Origin of the sequence: Streptomyces sp. NPDC004609, from assembly GCF_042873655.1 — a bacterium.
Lineage (GTDB): Bacteria > Actinomycetota > Actinomycetes > Streptomycetales > Streptomycetaceae > Streptomyces.
This window is the reverse complement of record NZ_JBIALS010000021.1, coordinates 1-19902: the sequence shown is the minus strand read 5'-3', so window position 1 is coordinate 19902 and position 19902 is coordinate 1. Positions and strand designations below refer to the sequence as shown.

Sequence of the window (19902 nt, the reverse complement as noted above, 5' to 3'; positions counted from 1 at the left end):
GGCCAACCGCACCGGAACGGGGAAGAGTTGCGCCGGACGGGTCGCGCGGCGGCACCCGTGCGCGGCATGCGGCGACACGGCCCCGGTCGCGCGGCCCGAGCCCCTCGACTCACGGGAGACGTGTCGCGTGGGTGATGCGGTCGACCTGGTAGTAGTTGGCGACACACGCGGCCGGCCAGCTCCCGTGCTCGCTGAAGGGTTCTCGCATTCCGCTGACCGACACCGGCTTGTAGGGAAGGCTCAGGGCGCCGTGCGCCGCCTGGGCGCGGAGCCAGCGGTCCTGGCGGTCCCACGCCTGTGCCCGTGCGCTCATGTCCTGCGCCAGTCGGCCGAGGGAGACCGCGAAGGCGAGGCAGCAGACGGCACAGACGGCCGCGCCCGTCACCCTCGCGGCGCCGACGGGCCCGGCGCGCAGCCGCAGCGTACGGCCGAGGAGCGCGCCGGCGCCGACGAGCAGGACGGTGTACAGCAGGAGGTAGTCGTTCCACGCCCGCGAGGCCGACGCCACACCCGGGCCGAAGAAGGGGTACGCGATCACCGTGCAGAGGTAGCCGGAGACGAGGAACGTGACGACACCGGCGGTGGCGAGGAGCCGACGGTGCGTCAGCACGATCGACGCCGGCCGTCCTGTGCCGCGCCGGCACAGCAGGCCCAGCAGCAGCCCGGCCGCTACCGCACCCAGGTACTGCCAGGTCGTGAGAAGCGTGAGAACGATGTGGGCGAAGCCGCGCAGTGAGCCGGTCAGGGCGTCGGGGGAGAACATCGAGGCGTCCGCGCCGTACCGCGTACGACGTCGTCGGGCGCCGGGTGAGGCGAGCAGGACCAGGGTTCCGATGCCGATTCCCGCGATCCCGGTGAGGCACCACCGGCGCGCGTAGGCCCGCCGGTGCTCGGCGAGGATCGCGGGGCTGAGGACGAAGGCGCAGAAGAGGACGCCGAGGCCCACGATCGACGCCTGTTCGGACAGGGTGCCCAGGAAGCAGCCGGCCGGGAGGGCGGCGATCAGGGCCGCTGTCCGTCCTTGGTCCGTTCTGGCGAGGAGGAGGGGGATGGCGGCGGCGCAGGCGAGTACGGGTGCGAGGGTGTGGGAGACGGAGGAGGCGGGCCAGTAGAACGTCTTGTAGGTGTTGGGTGTGGCGAAGAGGAAGACGGCGGTGAGCATGGACGCCACCAGGAGGGGGATTCCGCGGGGGGTCGTCAGGGCGGCTCTGCGCAGCGCGAGGGCGGTGACCGTCCACAGGACGCCCAGCATGACGAGGGCGCTGACGAGGGCGAACCACTGGTGTCCCGCGACCCCGAACCTCGCGTACAGCCCCACCAGCAGAGCGTTGGCCACCCGCCCGTTGTCCCTGAGATAGAACTTGCGGACCATGTCGCCCACACCGCCGTCACGGGTGACCGGAAGGAAGCACCAGTCGTCCGCACCGGGCCGCACGTACTGCCCGAACCAGGCCGCCGCGGCGAGCAGGCCGAGGGGCAGCAGACAGAGCGTCACCGCCCACAGGGCAGTCCCCCGCCGACGTGCGCCGGAACCGGAGGCCGCGGGGTCAGCCATGCCGGCGCCAGTACAGCTCGGGCCGCGGTCCCGTACCGCAGTCGGCGAGGGTCAGCCTCGGGCTCTGCCGGCCCCGGGAATCCGGGCGGGCCGGGAGTTCGCGGTCGTCCTGGTACAGGCAGCGGTTTCCATCGCCCGCGATCCGCCAGGCCGAGCGCTTCCAGGTGGCGCTCCGCCACGGCTCGCGCGACCACCTCTGGTCTGCGCGCCCACTCTCGCACCGCTCCAGCCCGACGGCCGCCCCGATCACGGTCAGGCAGGAGGCACGGTCGCGCCGGGGCCTGATCGTGCCGTCGGTCCCGATGTCCCATCGCTGCGCGGCGGATCCGTCGCAGCCGTGAATGCGGACCTTTGTGGCCCGTCGCGGTGCACCGGCGTCGAGGCACTGCGACGGGTCCCTGCCGGTGAGGCTGGTGGTCCGGCCGATGTCGCCGAGGATCTCCCCGGGACGCGGATCCCGGTGGATCTGCTCGTACTGCCGGTGCATCCACAGGCTCCAGTCCTTTTGGAGCGGGCCGCGGTACGGGGAGACATTCGCACAGGTGCCGGTGATGCCGCACCGCCGGTGGGCGAGGTACCACCGCGCCACCTCGTTCTTCTCCGCCGACTGCCCGGGGGTGAGGTTCGCCTTCAGCGACGACATGGTGTAAGCGAGGTACGACGTCACGGGGATTCCCAGCTCGTAAGCCACCCTCCGGATGTACCGGGCCCCGATGCCGTGGTCGCTGTGGTCGACGCCGCCGCCGAGGCCGAAGGCGAACGAGGCGTTGTCGTAGTCCATGGTGAGGATGCGCTGCGCCCTGCTCAGACGGACCAGCGCGGACAGCGTGGAGAGCAGCTCGTCCTCCGTGTAGCTCGCGGTGCTCTGGAACCCCTGGATGCGATGTCTGTTCCCGTTGAACAACCTGAGCAGGCTGTTCGTCTCTTCACCGCGCGGAAGGCCGTCGTGCAGGTCCAGAAAGGTCAGCCGCACATCGGCGTTCCGCGCACGGTCCGCGAGGCGGTACGAACGCCCCATGACGCCGTTGGCCCGCACATCGGACCGGTCCCAGCGATTGTGCGCCTCCGCCATCTCCGCATAGGCCGCACGCACCCCGTACTCCCTCCGGGCCACGTACTCCAGTGCCTTCAGACGGTCCGTCCGTCCGCCGTCGCCCGCGGTCAGATACACCGTGTCGACCGGGCATCCCGCGCGAATGGTCCGTCTGACCTCCGGATTCACAAAGAACAGATCGTCATCGGGGTGTGCCACACCCACCAGGGTGCGAAGACACCGCGGCGGATCCCCGGCGGGTGCGGACGCGGGTGACGACACGGGCATCGTGTCCGGACCCGGAACCGCTGCGGGGGAGCACGCGGGCCCCGCCAGCGCGCCCAGGGCAAGCACCGCCGCGATCGCGGGCGCACGGGACGGGCGGCCGGGGCGACGCCGGTTGTGATCCACCCGATACTTCCTTCCGCCGTGCGGCTGCCCAGCGGATGATCATTCGGCGGTGAGGCGGATGCAACCGACACGCCGCAGCACGGGGCCACTCGCAGGCGGTACATCCATCCCGTGGTGACGCGTACTCCGTCAGTCGCGGCGGCCGGGCCGCTCGACGCCCGAGGGCGCCACACCGAGGGGGCGTACCCGGCCGCCGGCCGGTCCTTTCGCCCGGGCGGCCCGGGCGGAACGGCCTTGCCGCCGCGGCCCGGACGGCGCAGGCTCGGGGAACCGGACGGAGGTCACGCGCTTGAGTGAACAGCGTGACGAGGGTGTGGTGACGGGTGTCCGGGCCGAGCAGAGCACGGCCCTGTGCGCCGGCCCGGAGCGGCACACAGGGACGGCCGGGCGCGGCCCGCGGTGTGTGCGAACCGAGGAGGGCTGAAGGGTGGACGCCGAACGAGGGCATGCCGGGATCCGGCTCCCCGAAGGGTCGTGGTGGGACTGGGACGTGGTCGCCTGGGACGGCGGACAGCTGCGGCTTGCCGCCGGTCATGATCTGACCTACCACCACGGTCTGGAGCTGGTCTTCGGAGACCCGGTGTTCGTCAGCTGCCCGCCGGCCTTCCACGATCCGGCCTTCCGCGCCCCGTCGCCCGACGAGCTGCTGCGGGTCACTCGTCAACTCGGCGGAGAACCACCCGTCGTGGTCGCCTTCGAGGCCGACGCCGGCGGGCAGGAGCCCGTCTCGTGCCTCATCGCCGCCGAGAGGCTCACGATCGTCCGGGAGACCGTCCTGAGGTACTGGCGCGAGGACGCGGCACCCGGCCTGCGTTTCGCTCCCTGGGTGGTGCGGCCTCCGGGCCGGTAGTGGTGCCCGCCCCTGCCGCCGCCCGTACGCGTCCCGTGGCGAGGACGGGACGCCGGCCGCCTCGCCGGCTCCGCCGCCCGGGACCGGAGCCCGGTCCGGTCGCTCCGCGACCCACAGCCCGTTCATGACGCCCTGCGTCATGAGGAGCCGTGCGCTCGTGCCGTCCTCATCGCGTGGCCGGCTGAAGGCGGCGGGCTCCGCCTCCGCCCCACACCGACGAAACCGCCTGTCGACCCCACCCCGTCGGACGGCCGGTCGACGCCCATGCGCGCACCGGCCGCCGCGCCGCGTTCCGTGAACCGAGGCGGGTGCGTGCCGCGGGCAGGGCGCCGCTACGTGCTTCCCACGATGCGGTTCTCCCACGCCCATGCGGCGATCTCCAGCCGGTTGCGCGTCCCGAGTTTGGCCTGGATGCCCGACACATGGCTCTTCACCGTGCTCAGCGAGATGAACAGCTCCGAGGCGATCTCCTGGTTGGTGCGGCCCCGGGCGATGGACTGCACGACCTCGAACTCGCGGTCCGAGAGCGGCGGTGAGGACTGTCCGGCGGCGCGGGGCACCTCGGTGGAGATCACATGGCGCAGCAGCCGGAGTGTGATCGACGGCGAGACCAGCGCTTCGCCGTTGTGGGCGGCGCGGACCGCCTCCACCAGCAGGGTCGGCCCGGCGTCCTTGAGAATGAACCCCACCGCGCCGCCCCGCAGCGCCCCGTACACGTACTCGTCCAGGTCGAAGGTGGTGACCACGATGACCCGGGTGGGGTCCACCACCCCCGGGCCGGCCAGCAGGCGGGTGACCTCGATGCCGTCCAGCTTGGGCATCCTGATGTCGACCAGACACACGTCGGGCCGCAGCCGCCGGGTCATGGAGACCGCCTCCGAGCCGTCCGCGGCCTCTCCGACGACGCTGATGTCGGGCTGTTCCTCAAGGATGAGACGCAGGCCACGGCGGATCATCGCCTGGTCGTCGGCGATCAGCACCTCGATGGTCATCCGGGCTCCCTGGGGGACGGGCACGAGGGGCCGCACGGACCGTCCCCGCTCCGGGGCCTGCCGCCGGGTTCTCGGCGCGCTCGTGCATACCGGCCCGACCGTACCACCGCGGTGGCGGGGGTCGTGCGGGATCACGCGGTGCCCCCGGGGCGGGCCGTTGGCCCGGGTTGCCGGGGCCACGACGGCTGTGCACGGCGGTCTTCGAGATCTCCGCGGGCGGAACGGGCAGTGCCGGAAACCGGCCCAAAGCACGGGTCCCCGGGAGCTGTTCCGTACTTTCGGCCGGTTCCCCGCGCGCCCGCCCTTCCTAGCCTGAGCAGCATGAATACTGCGGAACGGCCGGCACGACCGGCTGGAATGAGGGTCAACACCGGTCTCGGCGCCGTGTTCGGCCTGGGGATCGCCTTCACGGCGTACATGCTCGCCGACAGCTGGGGTGGCGCCTCCTGGGTGTTCGGCTCCGCCGTGTCGGTGGTGGTGGGCGGGCTCGCGCTGCTGCGCGAGCGGCGGAAGGCGCTCACCGCGGCCGCGGGCCTGGCCGTGACAGCGGCGGCCCTCGCGGTGTCCCTGGCCGCCGGGGACGATCTGCCGCGGGAGCCCGCGCCCGTCACTGCCCTGGCCCTGTCCGTGCTCGTCGGCTCCGCGATCAGGACGCTGCCGCCGGGACCGGCTGCCGGGATCGCCGCGGGCGGCGCCGTGGTGGCCGCCATCGCGTGGGCCGACGGCAGAGCGAGCGTGACCTTCCTGGCCACGACGGGGATGATCGCCGCCCTCGTGACGGGGTCGGCGCTCCGCGGCCTCGACCGCAGGCGGCACGCCGACGCCCCGGGCCCGCAAGGTCATGGGGCACCCCGCCGCAGCCGTAGGTGAGCAGAGACGCCGTGGACGCGGCGCGCGCCGCCCGGCCCGCCGGCTCGACCCCGGCCCCGTCCGGTGCCCCGCCGAACGGATCGGCCCGCAGGCGGGGGTTCGGTAGCCTGATCGATGTGAGCGTTCCGGTCCGATGGGGCAATGCCGTCTCCGCCGCCGGGCTCGGCGCCGTGTTCCTCGTGGCGATCGCCGTCCAGGCACTCGCCATCGTGCAGACCTGGGGGGCCGCCTACTGGATCCCGGGCTCCGTCGCCGCCGTGGTGGTGTGCGCGCTCGCGCTGACGCGGCACCGGGAGCGGACCTGGACGGCGGTCGCGGGCCTCGGCGTCGCGGCCCTGGCGGTCCTGGTCGGCCTGCTGGCCCCCATCCGCCTTCCCGCCGAACCCGGACCCGCCACGACCCTGGGTCTGGCGGTGCTCATCGGATCCGCGGTGAGGGCACTGCCGGCGGCACGGGCCGGTGCCGTCGCGGGCGCCGGGCTGCTGGTGATCGCGGGTCAGTCCGCCGCCCGTCCGGCGACGGCGGTGACGGGCATCGCCGCCGCGGGCTTGCTGGCCGCCGTCGCGGTCGGGCTGTCGCTCCGGAGACAGGACGGCCGGGCACGGGCCGCCGCCGAACGGGTACGCCGGGCCGAACGGCTGGAGCTCGCCCGGGAACTGCACGACATCGTCGCCCACCACATCACGGGGATGCTGATCCAGGCCCAGGCCGCCCAGATCGTCGCGCGACGGAATCCGCAGCAGGTGTCGGAGTCGCTGACCGAGATCGAGGCCGCCGGCTCCGAGGCCATGACCGCGATGCGCCGCGTCGTCGGCCTGCTGCGCGACACCGACGACGCGGCGCCCGCCTCACCCGGGCCGGAACGGCTGGGCGCGCTGGTCGAGCGCTTCAGCCGGCAGGGTCCGACCGTGATCCTGAGCATGCCCGACGACGCGGAGTGGCCGGCGGAGGTGAGCAGCACCCTGTACCGCATCGTCCAGGAGGCGCTGACGAACGTCCTGCGGCACGCCCGGCACGCCCGTACGGTCGAGGTCACCGTCGGCCGGGCCCCGGAGGGCGTCACCGTCGAGGTCGCCGACGACGCCCCGCCGAGCTCCGCCCGCACCCGTCGCCGCGGCGGATACGGCTTGATCGGTATGCGCGAACGTGTCGAGACGCTCGGCGGTTCGCTGTGCGCCGGCCCCCGGCCGGGCGCCGGCTGGTCCGTGCGGGCGACCCTGCCCGTCCCCACCGGGGAACCCGGATAGGCACGGTCCTGCTCGCCGCCGACCGGCGACGAGCCGGACCGTGACCGGCGCCTCGTCGCGGCGTGCCCGGCGGCGCGGATCCGGCCGGGCCGTCTCCCCACTGCCGATGGAACCCACCCGGTCGTGTCGGCGACCGTGGCCGCCCGATGTCCGGCCGCGAGAAACGGCGGCCCGCCCGCCTCCGCGGCCCGCCGCTCACCCCGCCACCGGTCGTCGTCCGGGACGAGGCGACCGCGCACCCGGACTCCGAGTCCGGACCGGCGGACGCTCGGCCGTCCGGCCCGACGTGCCGCACCGGTCACCGCGCACCGGTTGTCCACCGTCCCGCCGGATTCCCGCCGTCGCCCCCGGCGGACCCGGGAGCGCGAGGCCCACGGCCGGGCGCGCATCGGTCGGCGGGCTCCACGCCGGGCTGAACCGGGGGCGGTTCGCCCGGCGGTGGGACCTCGGCGCCGAACCGGTCAAAAGTACGGTCGCGGGCTCCGGCAACCGTGCTTTGGGCCGATGCCGGGAAGGACGTGGAATCCCCAGGATGAGCGCATGGCACACGCAGACGCCCCTCCGGTACTCCATGCCGAGGGCTTGACGAAAAAGTACGGCCGCCGCGGCAGGAGGGCCCTGGACGATGTGAACCTCACCGTCCCCTCCGGCCGTGTCATCGGCCTGGTCGGCCCGAACGGGGCCGGCAAATCGACCCTGCTGCACCTGGTCTGCGGGCTGATCGAGCCGACGTCCGGCTCCCTGACCGTCCTGGGGTCACGCCCGGCCGCGAACGCGTCGCACCTGGCCCGCGTGGGTTTCGTCGCCCAGAACACGCCCGTGTACGGCTCGTTCACCGTGGCCGAGCACCTGAGGCTCGGCTCGCGCATGAACCCGGGGTGGGACCAGGCCCTGGCCGAGCGGCGCATCGGCCAGGTGGGGCTGAACCCCGTACAGAAGGCGGGGCACCTCTCGGGCGGCCAGCGAGCGCAGCTGGCGCTGACCATCGCCGCGGCCAAGCGGCCCGAACTGCTGGTCTTCGACGAGCCTGCCGCGGCGCTGGACCCACTGGCCCGCAGGGGATTCCTGCAGAACCTGATGGAATTCGTGCGCGAGCTCGACGCCGGAGCCATCCTGTCCTCCCACCTGCTCGGCGACATCGAGCAGGTCTGCGACCACCTGATCGTGCTGTGCGACTCGCGGGTGCAGATCGCCGGTGACACCCGGGACCTGCTGGCCGGACACGTCCGGCTGATCGCGCCCTACGGCGAGTTCGACCGGCTGCCCGCCGGAGTCGAGGTGATCCAGATGGAGCACGGCGGCCAGTACGGCAACGCGCTCGTCCGCACCGAGGTCCCGCCCGCGTCACTGCCGTACCGCGCCGAGCCCGTCACGCTCGAACAGCTCGTCCTCGGCTACATGACCCGGGCCACCGCCGTACCCGCCGCCCGGACCGAGGCCGGGGCCTGGGGGGCGTCGCGATGATGTGGCTGACCTGGCGCCAGTTCCGCGTCCAGGCGCTGGTCGCCGCCGGCGCACTGGTGATCATCGCCGCGTATGCGGTGTACCTCGGCGGGGACATCCGCGACGCCTACGACGTCCACCAGGCCCAGTGCCGGGACCTGGCCGACTGCGCCCGGGCGACGAGCCAGTTCCGCGGCGCCTACCAGAACACCCTGCTGTTCCTGGCGGCCGGCCTCGCGCTGATCCCCGCGGTCATCGGCACCTTCTGGGGCGCTCCCCTGATCGCCCGGGAACTGGAGAACGGCACCCACCGGCTGGTGTGGAACCAGAGCGTCACCCGCCCGCGCTGGCTCCTCGGCAAGGTCCTGCTCGTCGGCCTGGCCGCCGTGATCGTGACCGGCGCGGCCGCGGCCCTGCTCACCTGGGCGGCCCGCCCCTTCGACGAGGTGGTCAAGGAGGAATTCAGCACCTTCGTGTTCGGCGCGCGCAACATCGCCCCGATCGGCTACGCCGCGCTGGCCTTCACCTTCGGCACCGTCGTCGGGCTCCTGCTGCGCCGGACCCTGCCCGCGATGGCGGTGACGCTCGTCGTCTTCCTCGCCTTCCAGTTCTTCTTCCCGAACGTGATACGGCCCAGCCTCATGCCGCCGGAGAAGGCCACGCTGCCGATGACGGTCGAAGCGGTCAACGGGGCGCAGAACCTGGGCAGCATCGGCGGTGGCTCCCTCATCGGCGGGGTGAGGATTCCGGGCGCGCCCGACGCGTGGATCGCCGAGACGAGCCCGCTGCGCACCGCGGACGGCAAGACCCTCGACGGGGCCGAGTTCAACGCCTGCCTCGACAGCCCGCCCAAGACCGGCGCGGGCGGCACGTTCGGCGACACCGCCGTGTGTCTTGCCGAGCACGACCTCCACGTCGACGTCCTCTACCACCCCAGCAGCCGCTACTGGGCGTTTCAAGGGCTGGAGACCGCGATCTACCTGGCGCTCAGCGGGATCCTCACCGCGTTCGCCGTGTGGCGGATCCGGCGCCGGGTGAGTTGACCCCCGTCTCGTCCGCGCCCTCCGGGCTCCGCCGGGAGTTTTCCCGGCGGAGCCCGGGGCCGGGCACCCCCGCTGCCGCCGATCCACACGGCACGAAACGGCATGAAGCAGCACAAGACGGCGTGAACGCGCCCGCCTGGAACCAGGTGACCTCCGGTCCGCCCGGCAGCGCCCCGGCCGCGGATGTCTCCAGGACCAGGCCGCACCCGTACCGGTAACCGTCCCTGTACCGGCGCCCGGTCGTGTCCTGTCTGTCCGGCGTGGTCCGGACGGGCCCTTCGGCCGCCCGCCGAGACGCGGCGCCGGGTCGCACCGGGAGGACGGCGACCCGCGCCCGCCGGGTCCCGGCGCGCCCCCGCGCGTACCCCGGACCGGGGAGGGGATCCGGCCACCGCCGTGACCGGTCGCGCGGTACGTTCCGCACGGCGCCGCCGACGGGCCCGTAACCGCCCGTACGCCCCGGCAGTTGGCCCGGTATGCGTAAACATCGCCCTCCGCTGCCCGGAACCGGCGGGAGCGGGGATCCGTCCATGCTGCGGCTCGCGTCCGCCTCCCTCGCCGGCACCGCCATCGAGTTCTACGACTTCTTCGTCTACGGCACCGCCGCGGCGCTCGTCCTGGGACCGCTGTTCTTCCCCTCGTTCTCCCCGCTCGCCGGAACCCTCGCCGCTTTCGGCACCTTCGCCGCCGGGTTCGTCGCCCGCCCGCTCGGCTCGTTCCTCTTCGGCCACATCGGGGACCGGTACGGGCGGCGCCCCGTCCTGCTCGGATCCCTGCTGACGACCGGGCTCGCCACCGTCGCGGTGGGCTGCTTACCCTCGTACGCGTCCATCGGTGCCACCGCCCCCGTGCTGCTCCTGGCGCTCCGCTTCCTCCAGGGCATCGGACTCGGCGGCGAGTGGAGCGGAGCCGTACTGCTCACCGCCGAACACGCCCCGGCCGCACGGCGCGCCCTGTGGGGCAGCTTCCCCCAGATGGGGCCGCCGCTGGGCTTTCTGCTGGCCAACGGCATGATGCTCGCCCTGACCGCCACGCTCACCGACGCGCAGTTCCTCGACTGGGGCTGGCGGGTGCCGTTCTGGATCGCGGGCGTGCTGGCGGCGGGCGGCCTGCTGCTGCGCACCTCGCTGGCCGAGACCCCGCAGTTCCGCGACCTGGCCGAGACCGGCCTGCGCGCGGCCGCGCCGGCGGCCGAGGTGCTGCGCGACCACTGGCGGCTTCTGCTGCTGACCGCCGGTGCCCTGTCGGCCGGTTACGCCGTCTTCTACTCGGTGACCACATGGGCGCTGGCGTACGGCACGGAACGGCTGGGCGTCAGCCGGACGGTGATGCTGGGCCTGGTGATGGCGGCGGTGGCGGTGAAGGGCGCGCTGACACCGCTTGCCGCGCTCCTCGGCGACCGCGTCGGCCGCCGTCCCCTGTGCCTGGTGGGCAGCGCGGTCGCGGCCGGGTGGATGTTCCCCTTCCTCACCCTGCTGTGCACCGGCGAACCGGTGCTGATGTTCCTGGGAATCGTCGTGGCGCTGCTCGCCTTCGTCACGGTGTTCTCGGTGCTGGCCGCCTATCTTCCGGAGCTGTACGAGCCCCGCGTCCGGTGTACGGGGGCCGCGGTCGGCTACAACCTCGCCGGCCTGCTCGGCGGGGCGCTCACCCCGGTCGTGGCAACCGCCCTGTCGGACGGCGACGGCCCTCCGTGGGGGGTCGCCGCCTGGCTGACCGGTGTCGCGGTGCTGAGCACGGCCTGCTTCGCCGCGCTGCCGGAGACCCGTCCCTGTCCGGCCCGTGCCGGAGTCCCCGAGCACGCCGACGAGGAGCCCGCACCGGTGTGAAGGAGCGCGGCGACGCCCTCCGGCACCGCGAGTCCGAGGCAGCGGCAGTGGCGCGCGGGCGCCTGGGAAGGGCCGGCATGAAGGAGGTAGGCCAGGCAGCGGGTCGTCACGACCGGTGGGTCGCAAGGGCGCTTCCGTGCCGGGACGGGAAACCGGCCCCACCGGGTGCGTCCGGCAGCCGCTCGGTGAACCGCGCCGCCCGGGTACGCCGCGTGCCGGGCCGGGTGTTCGAGGACGGCGGGCCCGGTGTGTGCCGGCGGGGACTACCGCGGGTCGGGCCGCGGGGTGAGCGCGATGAGGGCCATGTCGTCGGTGATGCCCGCGCGGGTGTGCCGCCGTACATCGGTGACCACGAAGTCCAGCAGGGCCGCGGGATCGGTGTGCGGACCGTCCCCGAGCGCGGCCACCGGGTCGTAGAACGCACCGTGGGCGTCCCGCGCCTCGGTGAGGCCGTCCGTGAACAGCAGCAGGGTCCCCGCCCGGGGCAGCGGGTACTCCTGCGGCCGGACCGGATCACCGTTCAGCCCGGTCATGCCCAGCGGCAGCGCGTGGTGCTCGGGGCGCAGGGCGCGGGGCGGCCGCCCGGGGAGGAGGAGCAGCGGAGCGGGATGGCCCCGGTTGACCAGCCGCACCACACCGCCGTGGTGCGGGATCTCGGCGAGGACGGCGGTGGCGAACAACTCGCCGGCGTCCTCACCGCCGCGGCGCTCGGCCTCGCGGGCGAGCGTACCGTCCAGCCAGTCGGCCACCGCTTCCAGCCGCACCTCCCGCTCGGCGGCCTCCCGGAAGGTGCCCACGATGACCGCCACCGTTCCCACGGCCCCCAGGCCCTTGCCCCGTACGTCACCCACCACCACCCGTACTCCGTGCGGAGTGTCCTGCACGGCGAAGAAGTCGCCCCCGATCAGCGCGTCCTGTGCCGCCGCCTCGTAGCGTGCCGCGACCAGCAGACCATCGAGCTGTGCCGGGGGAGCGGGCAGTACCGCCCGCTGCGCGGCTTCGGCGACCTCCCGGGCGGAGGCCAGCTGCTCACCCCCGCGGCGGATCATCGTGTTGATCACCAGCGCCAGCGCCGAGACGGTGAGCAGGGTGACCTCCTCCGTGTACGCCTGTGCCTGGCCCAGAGTGCGGTCCTCCACATGCAGCGCGGCCACCGTCAGCGTGGCCGTCACCCCGGTCAGCAGCGTGCCGGTGAAGGAGAAGAAGGGCGCGGCGACCAGTGGCGCGGCGGCGAACAGCGGGGCTGTCGTGATCTGCCGGGGCGTCGACAGCGCGAACAGCGTGCCCACGACGATCAGCAGTGCGGGCAGCAGCCGGACAGCACGGTGGGACCCCATCACATACCCGTGGTGCCCCTGCGGCCCGTCCGGCTATCGGCCCGTAGGCCAGTCGGGCGCGCTTGCCGCCGCTGAACCCCGGTGCGGTTGTGGGGGGGGGGGGGGGGGGGCGCCCCCCCCCCCCCCCCCCCCCCCCCGCGCGCCCCCCCCCCCGGGGGGGGGGGGGGGCGGGGGGGGCGCCGGCCCCCCCCGCCACAGCGACCCGGGCCGGGTACCGGGCGGTGTCCCACGACGGTGACGGTGCCGCCGGCGCGTGCCGGGCGGGTGCCGAGGCCCCGGTGACCCGGCGCCCTCCCGGGCCGCGGCGCAATCCGGCTGAGTGGCGGGAGACACACCGCGGGGACCTCCGTGGTACGGAGGTCCCCGCGGCGCGGGCGGCTGCCTTCGAGCATGCGCGTCCGCACTCAGGTCTGGCCTCCGGAGGCCGGCTTGAGCTGGACCCAGCCGGCGGTGCTGGGGACGCCCTCCTCGTTGAGGAGGAACAGCATGTAGTAGCCGGGCGGGGCGGCATTGGCCGACGGGGGTGCCTGCAGTTCGATGAAGGTGCCACCGCGGCTCTTGATCCGCAGGTCGAGATGGCGCTGGCTGGTGTTGACCGAGTGGGTCGCGGTGGTCGGCGCCAGCAGGACGGCGCGGGTGACCTCGGAGGCGGTGCTGCTGCTCACCGTGATCTTGTCGTTGTAGCCGACGGACGGGTTGAAGACCTGGCCGAGGTTCGGACGGCCGCCCTGCTGGAGGTAGGCCGGCTCGTAGATCTCGATGCTGCCGTTCATGTCGTCGATGATGTCGGGGTCGTTCGCGAGCTGCTGGAGCTCGTCGCCGGTCACCATGATCCGGCCGTCCGGGAGCACCACGGCATTGGAGTGATAGCCGCGCGGCAGCCGCTGCGCCGGGCCGAGCCTCCAGTTGCCGTTCTGATCGCGCAGTTCGATCTGGCGGTACTTCAGATCGGCGTTGGGGTTGTACGGGCCGTTGCCGTAGTCGCGGATGTCGAAGGCCCCGTTGACGGTCATCAGGGTGGCGTCCGGCATGAGCAGGGTGTTGTCCTGGGTGCGGCCGAACGCTCTCGCCTTCTCTTTGCTCCACTGGTTGCCGACCAGCTGATAGGTGTTCGGGTCGTTCCGGTCCCCGCCGAGTACGAGCACCGAGTCCGGGCCCTTGAAGCCGGCGGGGAGCGGTACGGCGGACCCGTAGTTGCGCGGCATGTCGTCCGGGCGGGGTGCCAGGTCCGTCCGCGTCTCGGCGGTGAGGTCGAACTTCCACTGCTGGTCGGGGTTCCGGCCCAGTCCGTAGATCTTTCCGTCGCGCAGCGAGAAGAGGTGCGGGTAGTCACGCTTGAACGGGGCGTCCGCCTTGAACCGTTCCGCCGCCCAGCCCTCCGGCTTGTCCGTCTTGGCCGTCGGCACGGGCTTGTTCAGGGCGGGGAAGCGCTCGACGATCGAGGTGGGGGTGCCCCAGCCGAGTTCCGACTGGCCGGACATGATCAGCTGCCGTCCGTCGGCGCCGGTCACCACCGACGGGTACCACCGGCCGACCGCCATGTCCTGGTTCTGGTACCACTTCTCCTCCCACGGGTCGAAGACGAGGGAGAGCTTGGCACCGGTACCGCCGTTGCCGCCGAGATTGCCGCCGAAGACACCGAGCATTCCGTTGGGCAGGAAGGAGTGACCGGCGCAGAAGAACGGTGCGGGGCGGGGCTGGTTCAGCCCGTCCGGCATGTTGATCACCGGCGGGGTCACCTTGGTGAACGAACCGGGACCGGTGCCCTTGGCCGGATCCCATAGATAGGCGCGGCCGGCGTTCTCCTTGCCGATGGTGTCGGTCGGGGCGGGCTCCTTCTGCGGGTTCTTCTCGATCCGCTCGAAGGAGAACAGCAGCACCTTGCCGGTGGGGAGCATGGCGATGTGGGCGGCGAAGTCGGGGGACTGGAAGTAGTCCCGGAAGCGGCCTGAGTCCATCGCGTCGAATTCCGCGTTGACCTTGGCCTGGGAGGCCGCGAGGGCCTTGAGCCGTTCCGTGCGGGTGGACTGCGGGTACTCGCCGACGGCCCGGACGGCCCTTCTGGTCATGGCGTGTTCCTCGGCGTGCTCGGTGCCGATGACGGCCGCCTCGTCCCGGTCGGCCTGCGCCCGGTCGGATGAGGGGGTCTCACCTCCGTTCTCGTGGGCGGTGACCGGCCCCGCGGACAGCATGGTGAGGGTCAGCGCGGAGACGGCGCACGCCGAGATGGCCGCGGACAGCATCCTCCGGGACGACGGTCCGGGCAGATTCCTGGGGGACATGGAACTCCTTGCGGGATGGGGGACAGGGCGAGCGGCGGGTGCGGCGGCGGCATCGCGGCAGCGCCGTGTCACCGGCCCCGGCGGCGAACACGCATTGTAAACGAATAACTACTGTAAGTGTTGGGAGGTCGCTGTCGCGTGATGTCGGGCAGGCGGGTGAGCCTCCGGCGGTCGCGCGGGTCAGGCCCCCGGCGGGGCGCGGGCCCTCGCCCCGGCCGATGGCCGCGCGGGGTGGTCCGCGGACAGCACCACTCTCCTCGGTGATTCACATAGAGCAATGGCATCACTACTGTCCGTATCCACGGCAGGTGTGATCGCTGAGGAGAAGGCATGGCAGACGCGCTGAAACTACGCGAGAGCGACGACATCCAGGGTGATGTGATCGCCGGCTTCAAGAAGGACCGTATGACGCTCCTCTTCCTCAAGTTCGAGGATCCGGCGCGGGCCCGGACCTGGGTGAAGCGTCTTGCGTCCCAGATCTCCACCACCCGGCAGGTGGCCACCTTCAACGCGGCCTTCCGCCAGGCCAGACAGGCCACCGGCGGCGACGACCCGAAGAATCTGAAGGCCACCTGGACCAACGTCAGCTTCACCTACGAGGGACTGAAGGTCCTCGTCGGCGGCAAGGACCCCCTGCCCTCGGTGAGGAAGGGCGGCACCCTGGAGGCGTTCACACAGGGGTCGGACAAGCGCTCCCTGGGCGACACCGGCGACAGTTCACCGGAGAACTGGCTGTTCGGCGACGGCAAGGGCCAGACCGTGCACGCCGTGATCACGGTGGCCTCCGACACCGCCCAGGGGCTCCAGGAGGCGTTGACCGACCAGCGCGAGGCGGCCGCCCAGGCCAAGATCGTGATCGTCTTCCAGCAGGACGCCGCCACACTGCCGGGCACCCGCCGCGGCAAGGAGCACTTCGGCTTCAAGGACGGGGTCAGCGAGCCGGGGGTGATCGGCTTCGACGAGCCCGACCCGCAGAACCCCGAGTACGTCAAGGACCACCCCGGCACCCGGCTGATCCCGCCCGGCGAGTTCGTCATCGGGCACGACCGGGTCGGCGGGATCGAGTACGACGACATGCCGGAATGGGCCGGCAACGGCAGCTTCCAGGTCGTGCGCCGGCTCGCCCAGGACGTCCCGGGCTGGTGGGCCCAGGTCGCCGTCCAGCTGAAGGTGCTCAGAAAGGCCAAGGTGGTACCGGACGAAGCGACCGCCGAATGGCTGGCCGCCCGGCTCGTCGGCCGCTGGCGCTCGGGCACTCCCGTCGCCAAGTGCCCCCACGCGGACATGCCCGACAACGCCCTCGCGAGCCAGGACAACGACTTCGGCTACCGCAACGACCCGGAGGGATTCACCACCCCGCTCTTCTCGCACCTGCGCAAGACCAACCCCCGGGACGGCCTCCAGGAGAAGCCGGGCGCCGACCCGCTCCCCGAGAAACCGGTGATGGACCGGCGCCGGATCATCCGCCGAGGCGCCCCCTACGGCGCGCCCTTCGACCCGGCCTCCGACGGCCCGGGCGGCCCCGACCACCCGCGTGGGCTGCTCTTCGTCTGCTACCAGTCCGACCTCGTCGAGCAGTTCGAGTTCATCCAGAAGCGCTGGATCAACGCCGTCGGCTTCCCGCCGAACCGCCCCGCGGACCCCGGCCCCGATCCGATGGTCGGGCCGACCGGCACGGTCGCCTTCGAGAGCCCCAACAAGACGACGGAGCTGAGCTTCAACCAGTTCGTCACCACGGAGGGATCGGTCTACGGCTTCGTCCCGTCGCTCACCACACTGCGGCTGCTGGGCGACGGCCGCCTCACCGACAGGCTCCCGAGCGTCGTCCGCCCCACCGACGCGTTCCTTCCCCTGCCCGATCGCCAGCGGGACAAGGGCAAGAGCTGGATCTGGGCGTACGGGACCGGCAGCGGCGGACCGGTCTGCCGTACGATCTCGATCGCCGACGGCAACGAGCACAGGGACGTCGTCGAACGGCCCGACCGGCCGCTGACCACCTGGCCGTGCTACGAGGGCGTGTCGAAGGTGGACGCGATCCTGCCGGTGCCCGACGAGCAGCGCGTCAACGGCCGCAGCCTGTACTGGCTGTTCCACACCGTCGAGGGCCGCCAGGTCTACCGGGTGATCTCGGTCATGGACGGAGCGGAGTCCGGACTCGCCCCCGAGGCCGCCACCGCCCTCGAACGGCCCGACCGGCCGATCTCGGCCTGGGCCTCCTTCACCGGGATCGAGCAGGTGGACGCCTTCCTGCCGGTGCCGGACATGCAGCGCCAGAACGGGAAGAGCCACTACTGGCTCTTCCACTCCTCCCAGGGGCAGCAGGTCTACCGGCTGATCTCGATCGCCGACGGCTCCGCGCACCACGACGTGATCGAGCGCGGAGACCGCTCGCCGAGTCTGTGGCAGTCGCTGGCCGGCATCTCCCGTGTGGACGAGTTCCTCGCCGTGCCGGACATGCAGCGCATCAACGGACTGAGCCTGTTCTGGGTGTTTCACCAGCAGAAATACCGCATCATCTCCATCGCGGACGGCCACGCGCACCAGGACCGGGTGGTGGTCGAGGACCGTTCGATCACCCTGTGGAAGTCCCTGACCGGCTGAGGCGGCCCGCCGATCGGGCGGACGGACCCGGGACTTGCCCGGGCCCGTCCGCACCGTCCACGCCGGAGTTCACTGCTCACCCGTCACCCGGGGCGCGGGACCTCAGCGCGGGCGTCCCAGCTCCGCCCGGAACAGACGGGGCACATGGCCGCCGACGATCTTGACGATATCCGCCTCGGACAGACCGCGCCGGACCAGTTCCCCGGTGACCAGCGGCATCCCGCGCGACCCCTTGAACCGGGCCCGTCCCCCGCGTCCCGTACCGGCCTCCGGCCGGGGCACCGCTCCCGGACTCCCGCAGGCCCGGCGTGCTCTGCCCCGCGGGACACGGAACGGGCGGGCCGGGACGAGGAGCCCCGGGACGGTCGGCCGCGATGCCGGAGCCCCTGCGTCCGGAGCGGTACGGTCTCCCGGCCCGCGTGCTCCCGGGCGTATGTGCCGCTCCGGGGTCGCCGGACCAGCCCCCTACCGCCTGCGCCCAAGGAGGTCAATCCGCCGCGTCCGTCCGGGTGGCACGGCCGACGGCGCGCGGAAGCGTCCCCCACCCCGTCCGACGGATGCCGCATGTAAAGGGGGAGCCGGATGGGTTCCACACGCAGTGAAAGGCGGACGCAGGCATGTACGGAAATCAACTCGCCCACACGGGAGTGGGCATCATCACCATCGGAGGGCTCGCCCTCGGCGGCTGGCACCTGCTCGCCCTGACCGTCGCCGTGGTCCTGCTGGGCGCCCTGATCACACGGGTCGCCTTCCGGAGAGGGCGTGAGGTGGGCGACACATGATCCGGGCGGGGCACCGGCCCGGCATCGCCGTCATCGCCGCGTCCGTCGCGCTGCTCGTCTGCGCGTTCATCGCGGCCGTGTACGCCCTGCGGGTCTCCGGGCACCTCATGCCCGCCGCCCAACCGCTGACCTGGCTGTGGGCGCCCATCGCGTTCCTCCTGATCGGCCAGACGGCGCTGTACCTCGGCTCCCGTCCGCGCCGCGCAACGCCCGGACAGCGCGCGCGGCTGGACCGGCTCAAGGCCGCCGTCCTCGTGCCCGTCTACGACGAGGACCCCGGCTATCTGCGCTCGGGACTCGACAGCTTGCTCGCCCAGACCCGGCGGCCCGACGAGGTGCATGTCGTCGACGACGGGTCGGGCGTCGACTACACGGAACTGCGCCGCTGGTGGCTCGCCGCCGCCCGCGCGCACCGCATCACCACCACCTGGACCCGCACCCCCAACCGGGGCAAGCGCCACGCCCAGGTCACCGCCGCCGCGCACTGCCCGGAGGCCGACATCCTGGTGACCGTCGACTCCGACGCCACCCTCGCCCCCGACGCGCTCGGCGAACTCCTCGTCCCCTTCGCCGACCGGCGGGTACAGGCTGTCGCCGGGCTGGCCCTGGCCACCAACAACCGCGCCGGGCTGCTGAGCCGTATCACCGACCTCTGGTACGTCACCATGCAGCTCGTCGACCGCTCCGCCCTCTCCGTGCTCGGCAGTGTGCTGGTGTCGTCCGGGTCACTGGCCGCGTACCGTGCGCCCGTGCTGCATGAGAACTCCGACGCGTACCTCGGGGAGACCTTCCTCGGCAGGCCGGTCACCTTCTCCGACGACTCACTGCTCACCCTGTACGCGCTCACGCGGGGACGGGTGGTGCAGCAGACCTCGGCCGTCGTCTTCTCCGCGATGCCCGAACGGGTCGGACACCATCTGCGCCAGTATCTGCGCTGGATGCGCGGCTCGACGATCCGTTCGCTGTGGCGGGCGCGCTATCTTCCGCTCACGCACCCCGCCTACGCGGCCCAGCTCGCCCGGTGGCTCCAGCAGGCCGCGTACACCGTGGTACTCGCGTGGCTCGCCGCGGCCCATGTCCAGGAGAACCGGCCGCCGTCGCCGCTGCTGCTGGCCGTACCGCTGTTGCTGGCCGCGAGCCAGACCCTGCGCTATCTGACGGTCCGCCGCTCCGACCAGTGTCTCGCCTCGCAGTTCGCGACCTGGGCGCTGACGCCGCTGGCGCTCGCCTGGTCCTGGATCGTCCTGCGCCCGGCCCGCTGGTACGCCACGGCCACATGTGCCCGGACGGGGTGGGGGACCCGTACGTCCGGGCCCGAGGTCGTGCTCTGAGCGCGGGAACCGGCGCGCCCCCTCTCCGGGGCGTGCCGGGCGGGGCCCCGAGACCGCCGTCGTGCCCGCCGCCCGCCGGGATCCGGCCCGGCCGGGCGGTGACTCCACCGGGCCCATGTGCCCGGATGCGTTCGGCACCCCGCCGCTGACGTCCGGATACGCCCGCCGTCCACGTGCGGCACGCCGCGGGCCCGGCCCGCCCCCCCCCCCCCGCCCCCCCCCCCCCGCCCGCCGCGCCCCCCCGGTGGGCCGCCCCGGGCCGCGGGCGCGCGGCGTCGACGCCCGCCCGGGGGCGC

Annotated in this window: 14 protein-coding genes; 9 read left to right on the top strand and 5 right to left on the bottom strand. The window is 72.9% G+C overall.

Annotated features, from left to right (window positions below; translation table 11 throughout):
• Positions 1–109: 109 nt before the first annotated feature.
• Together ACFYT4_RS21145 and ACFYT4_RS21140 are read right to left on the bottom strand one after the other, a co-directional pair.
• Positions 110–1555, bottom strand: coding sequence for a DUF6056 family protein (locus ACFYT4_RS21145; protein ID WP_389270964.1), 1446 nt, complete (start codon positions 1553–1555; stop codon positions 110–112).
• Positions 1548–2807 (bottom strand): ricin-type beta-trefoil lectin domain protein, encoded by a 1260-nt coding sequence (locus tag ACFYT4_RS21140; protein ID WP_389270961.1) that lies wholly within the window; start codon positions 2805–2807, stop codon positions 1548–1550. Before ACFYT4_RS21140 ends, ACFYT4_RS21145 begins: the two co-directional genes overlap by 8 nt.
• Positions 2808–3426: 619 nt before the next feature.
• On the opposite strand from ACFYT4_RS21140, the gene ACFYT4_RS21135 reads away from it, so the two are divergent.
• Positions 3427–3849, top strand: coding sequence for a hypothetical protein (locus ACFYT4_RS21135; protein WP_389270957.1), 423 nt, complete (start codon positions 3427–3429; stop codon positions 3847–3849).
• 332 nt (positions 3850–4181) lie between these two features.
• Here the strand turns inward: ACFYT4_RS21135 and ACFYT4_RS21130 are convergent, their stop codons facing one another.
• On the bottom strand, positions 4182–4841 hold the full coding sequence (locus tag ACFYT4_RS21130) for a response regulator (protein ID WP_389270954.1): 660 nt from the start codon (positions 4839–4841) through the stop codon (positions 4182–4184).
• A gap of 321 nt (positions 4842–5162) precedes the next feature.
• Here ACFYT4_RS21130 and ACFYT4_RS21125 point away from each other — a divergent pair, with 321 nt between their 5' ends.
• The 5 genes from ACFYT4_RS21125 to ACFYT4_RS21105 all read left to right on the top strand — a co-directional run bounded on the left by ACFYT4_RS21125 (position 5163) and on the right by ACFYT4_RS21105 (position 11273).
• The gene (locus tag ACFYT4_RS21125; protein WP_389270951.1) at positions 5163–5711 is read left to right on the top strand and encodes a metal transporter; all 549 of its coding nucleotides are present in this window, start codon (positions 5163–5165) and stop codon (positions 5709–5711) included.
• 116 nt (positions 5712–5827) lie between these two features.
• On the top strand, positions 5828–6958 hold the full coding sequence (locus tag ACFYT4_RS21120) for a sensor histidine kinase (protein WP_389270948.1): 1131 nt from the start codon (positions 5828–5830) through the stop codon (positions 6956–6958).
• Between the two features lie 540 nt (positions 6959–7498).
• Positions 7499–8422 carry an ABC transporter ATP-binding protein gene (locus ACFYT4_RS21115; protein WP_389270945.1) on the top strand — a complete coding sequence of 308 codons (924 nt, stop codon included), beginning with the start codon at positions 7499–7501 and terminating at the stop codon, positions 8420–8422.
• A complete protein-coding gene (locus ACFYT4_RS21110; protein ID WP_389270942.1) occupies positions 8419–9444 on the top strand; it encodes an ABC transporter permease subunit in 1026 nt (341 codons plus the stop codon). The genes ACFYT4_RS21115 and ACFYT4_RS21110 overlap by 4 nt, the downstream gene beginning before the upstream one ends.
• A gap of 530 nt (positions 9445–9974) precedes the next feature.
• Positions 9975–11273 carry an MFS transporter gene (locus ACFYT4_RS21105; protein WP_389270939.1) on the top strand — a complete coding sequence of 433 codons (1299 nt, stop codon included), beginning with the start codon at positions 9975–9977 and terminating at the stop codon, positions 11271–11273.
• A gap of 263 nt (positions 11274–11536) precedes the next feature.
• Here the strand turns inward: ACFYT4_RS21105 and ACFYT4_RS21100 are convergent, their stop codons facing one another.
• Together ACFYT4_RS21100 and ACFYT4_RS21095 are read right to left on the bottom strand one after the other, a co-directional pair.
• Positions 11537–12610 carry a PP2C family protein-serine/threonine phosphatase gene (locus ACFYT4_RS21100; RefSeq protein WP_389270936.1) on the bottom strand — a complete coding sequence of 358 codons (1074 nt, stop codon included), beginning with the start codon at positions 12608–12610 and terminating at the stop codon, positions 11537–11539.
• 404 nt (positions 12611–13014) lie between these two features.
• Positions 13015–14892, bottom strand: coding sequence for a galactose oxidase-like domain-containing protein (locus tag ACFYT4_RS21095; protein ID WP_389270933.1), 1878 nt, complete (start codon positions 14890–14892; stop codon positions 13015–13017).
• A 330-nt stretch (positions 14893–15222) separates the two neighbouring features.
• On the opposite strand from ACFYT4_RS21095, the gene ACFYT4_RS21090 reads away from it, so the two are divergent.
• The 3 genes from ACFYT4_RS21090 to ACFYT4_RS21080 all read left to right on the top strand — a co-directional run bounded on the left by ACFYT4_RS21090 (position 15223) and on the right by ACFYT4_RS21080 (position 19606).
• Positions 15223–17493: a Dyp-type peroxidase gene (locus tag ACFYT4_RS21090; protein ID WP_389270930.1), complete on the top strand. Its 2271-nt coding sequence runs from the start codon at positions 15223–15225 to the stop codon at positions 17491–17493.
• 617 nt (positions 17494–18110) lie between these two features.
• The gene (locus tag ACFYT4_RS21085) at positions 18111–18275 is read left to right on the top strand and encodes a hypothetical protein (RefSeq protein WP_389270927.1); all 165 of its coding nucleotides are present in this window, start codon (positions 18111–18113) and stop codon (positions 18273–18275) included.
• Positions 18272–19606: a glycosyltransferase family 2 protein gene (locus tag ACFYT4_RS21080; RefSeq protein WP_389270924.1), complete on the top strand. Its 1335-nt coding sequence runs from the start codon at positions 18272–18274 to the stop codon at positions 19604–19606. Before ACFYT4_RS21085 ends, ACFYT4_RS21080 begins: the two co-directional genes overlap by 4 nt.
• Positions 19607–19902 lie beyond the last annotated feature (296 nt).

Excerpts from the sequence above, each read along its gene's own strand:
- ACFYT4_RS21085 (WP_389270927.1), top strand. The coding sequence starts at position 18,111 with ATGTACGGAAATCAACTCGCCCACACGGGAGTGGGCATCATCACCATC.
- ACFYT4_RS21115 (WP_389270945.1), top strand. The coding sequence starts at position 7,499 with ATGGCACACGCAGACGCCCCTCCGGTACTCCATGCCGAGGGCTTGACG.
- ACFYT4_RS21105 (WP_389270939.1), top strand. The coding sequence starts at position 9,975 with ATGCTGCGGCTCGCGTCCGCCTCCCTCGCCGGCACCGCCATCGAGTTC.
- ACFYT4_RS21100 (WP_389270936.1), bottom strand. The coding sequence starts at position 12,610 with ATGGGGTCCCACCGTGCTGTCCGGCTGCTGCCCGCACTGCTGATCGTC.
- ACFYT4_RS21110 (WP_389270942.1), top strand. The coding sequence starts at position 8,419 with ATGATGTGGCTGACCTGGCGCCAGTTCCGCGTCCAGGCGCTGGTCGCC.
- ACFYT4_RS21125 (WP_389270951.1), top strand. The coding sequence starts at position 5,163 with ATGAATACTGCGGAACGGCCGGCACGACCGGCTGGAATGAGGGTCAAC.
- ACFYT4_RS21080 (WP_389270924.1), top strand. The coding sequence starts at position 18,272 with ATGATCCGGGCGGGGCACCGGCCCGGCATCGCCGTCATCGCCGCGTCC.
- ACFYT4_RS21090 (WP_389270930.1), top strand. The coding sequence starts at position 15,223 with ATGGCAGACGCGCTGAAACTACGCGAGAGCGACGACATCCAGGGTGAT.
- ACFYT4_RS21130 (WP_389270954.1), bottom strand. The coding sequence starts at position 4,841 with ATGACCATCGAGGTGCTGATCGCCGACGACCAGGCGATGATCCGCCGT.
- ACFYT4_RS21095 (WP_389270933.1), bottom strand. The coding sequence starts at position 14,892 with ATGTCCCCCAGGAATCTGCCCGGACCGTCGTCCCGGAGGATGCTGTCC.
- ACFYT4_RS21145 (WP_389270964.1), bottom strand. The coding sequence starts at position 1,555 with ATGGCTGACCCCGCGGCCTCCGGTTCCGGCGCACGTCGGCGGGGGACT.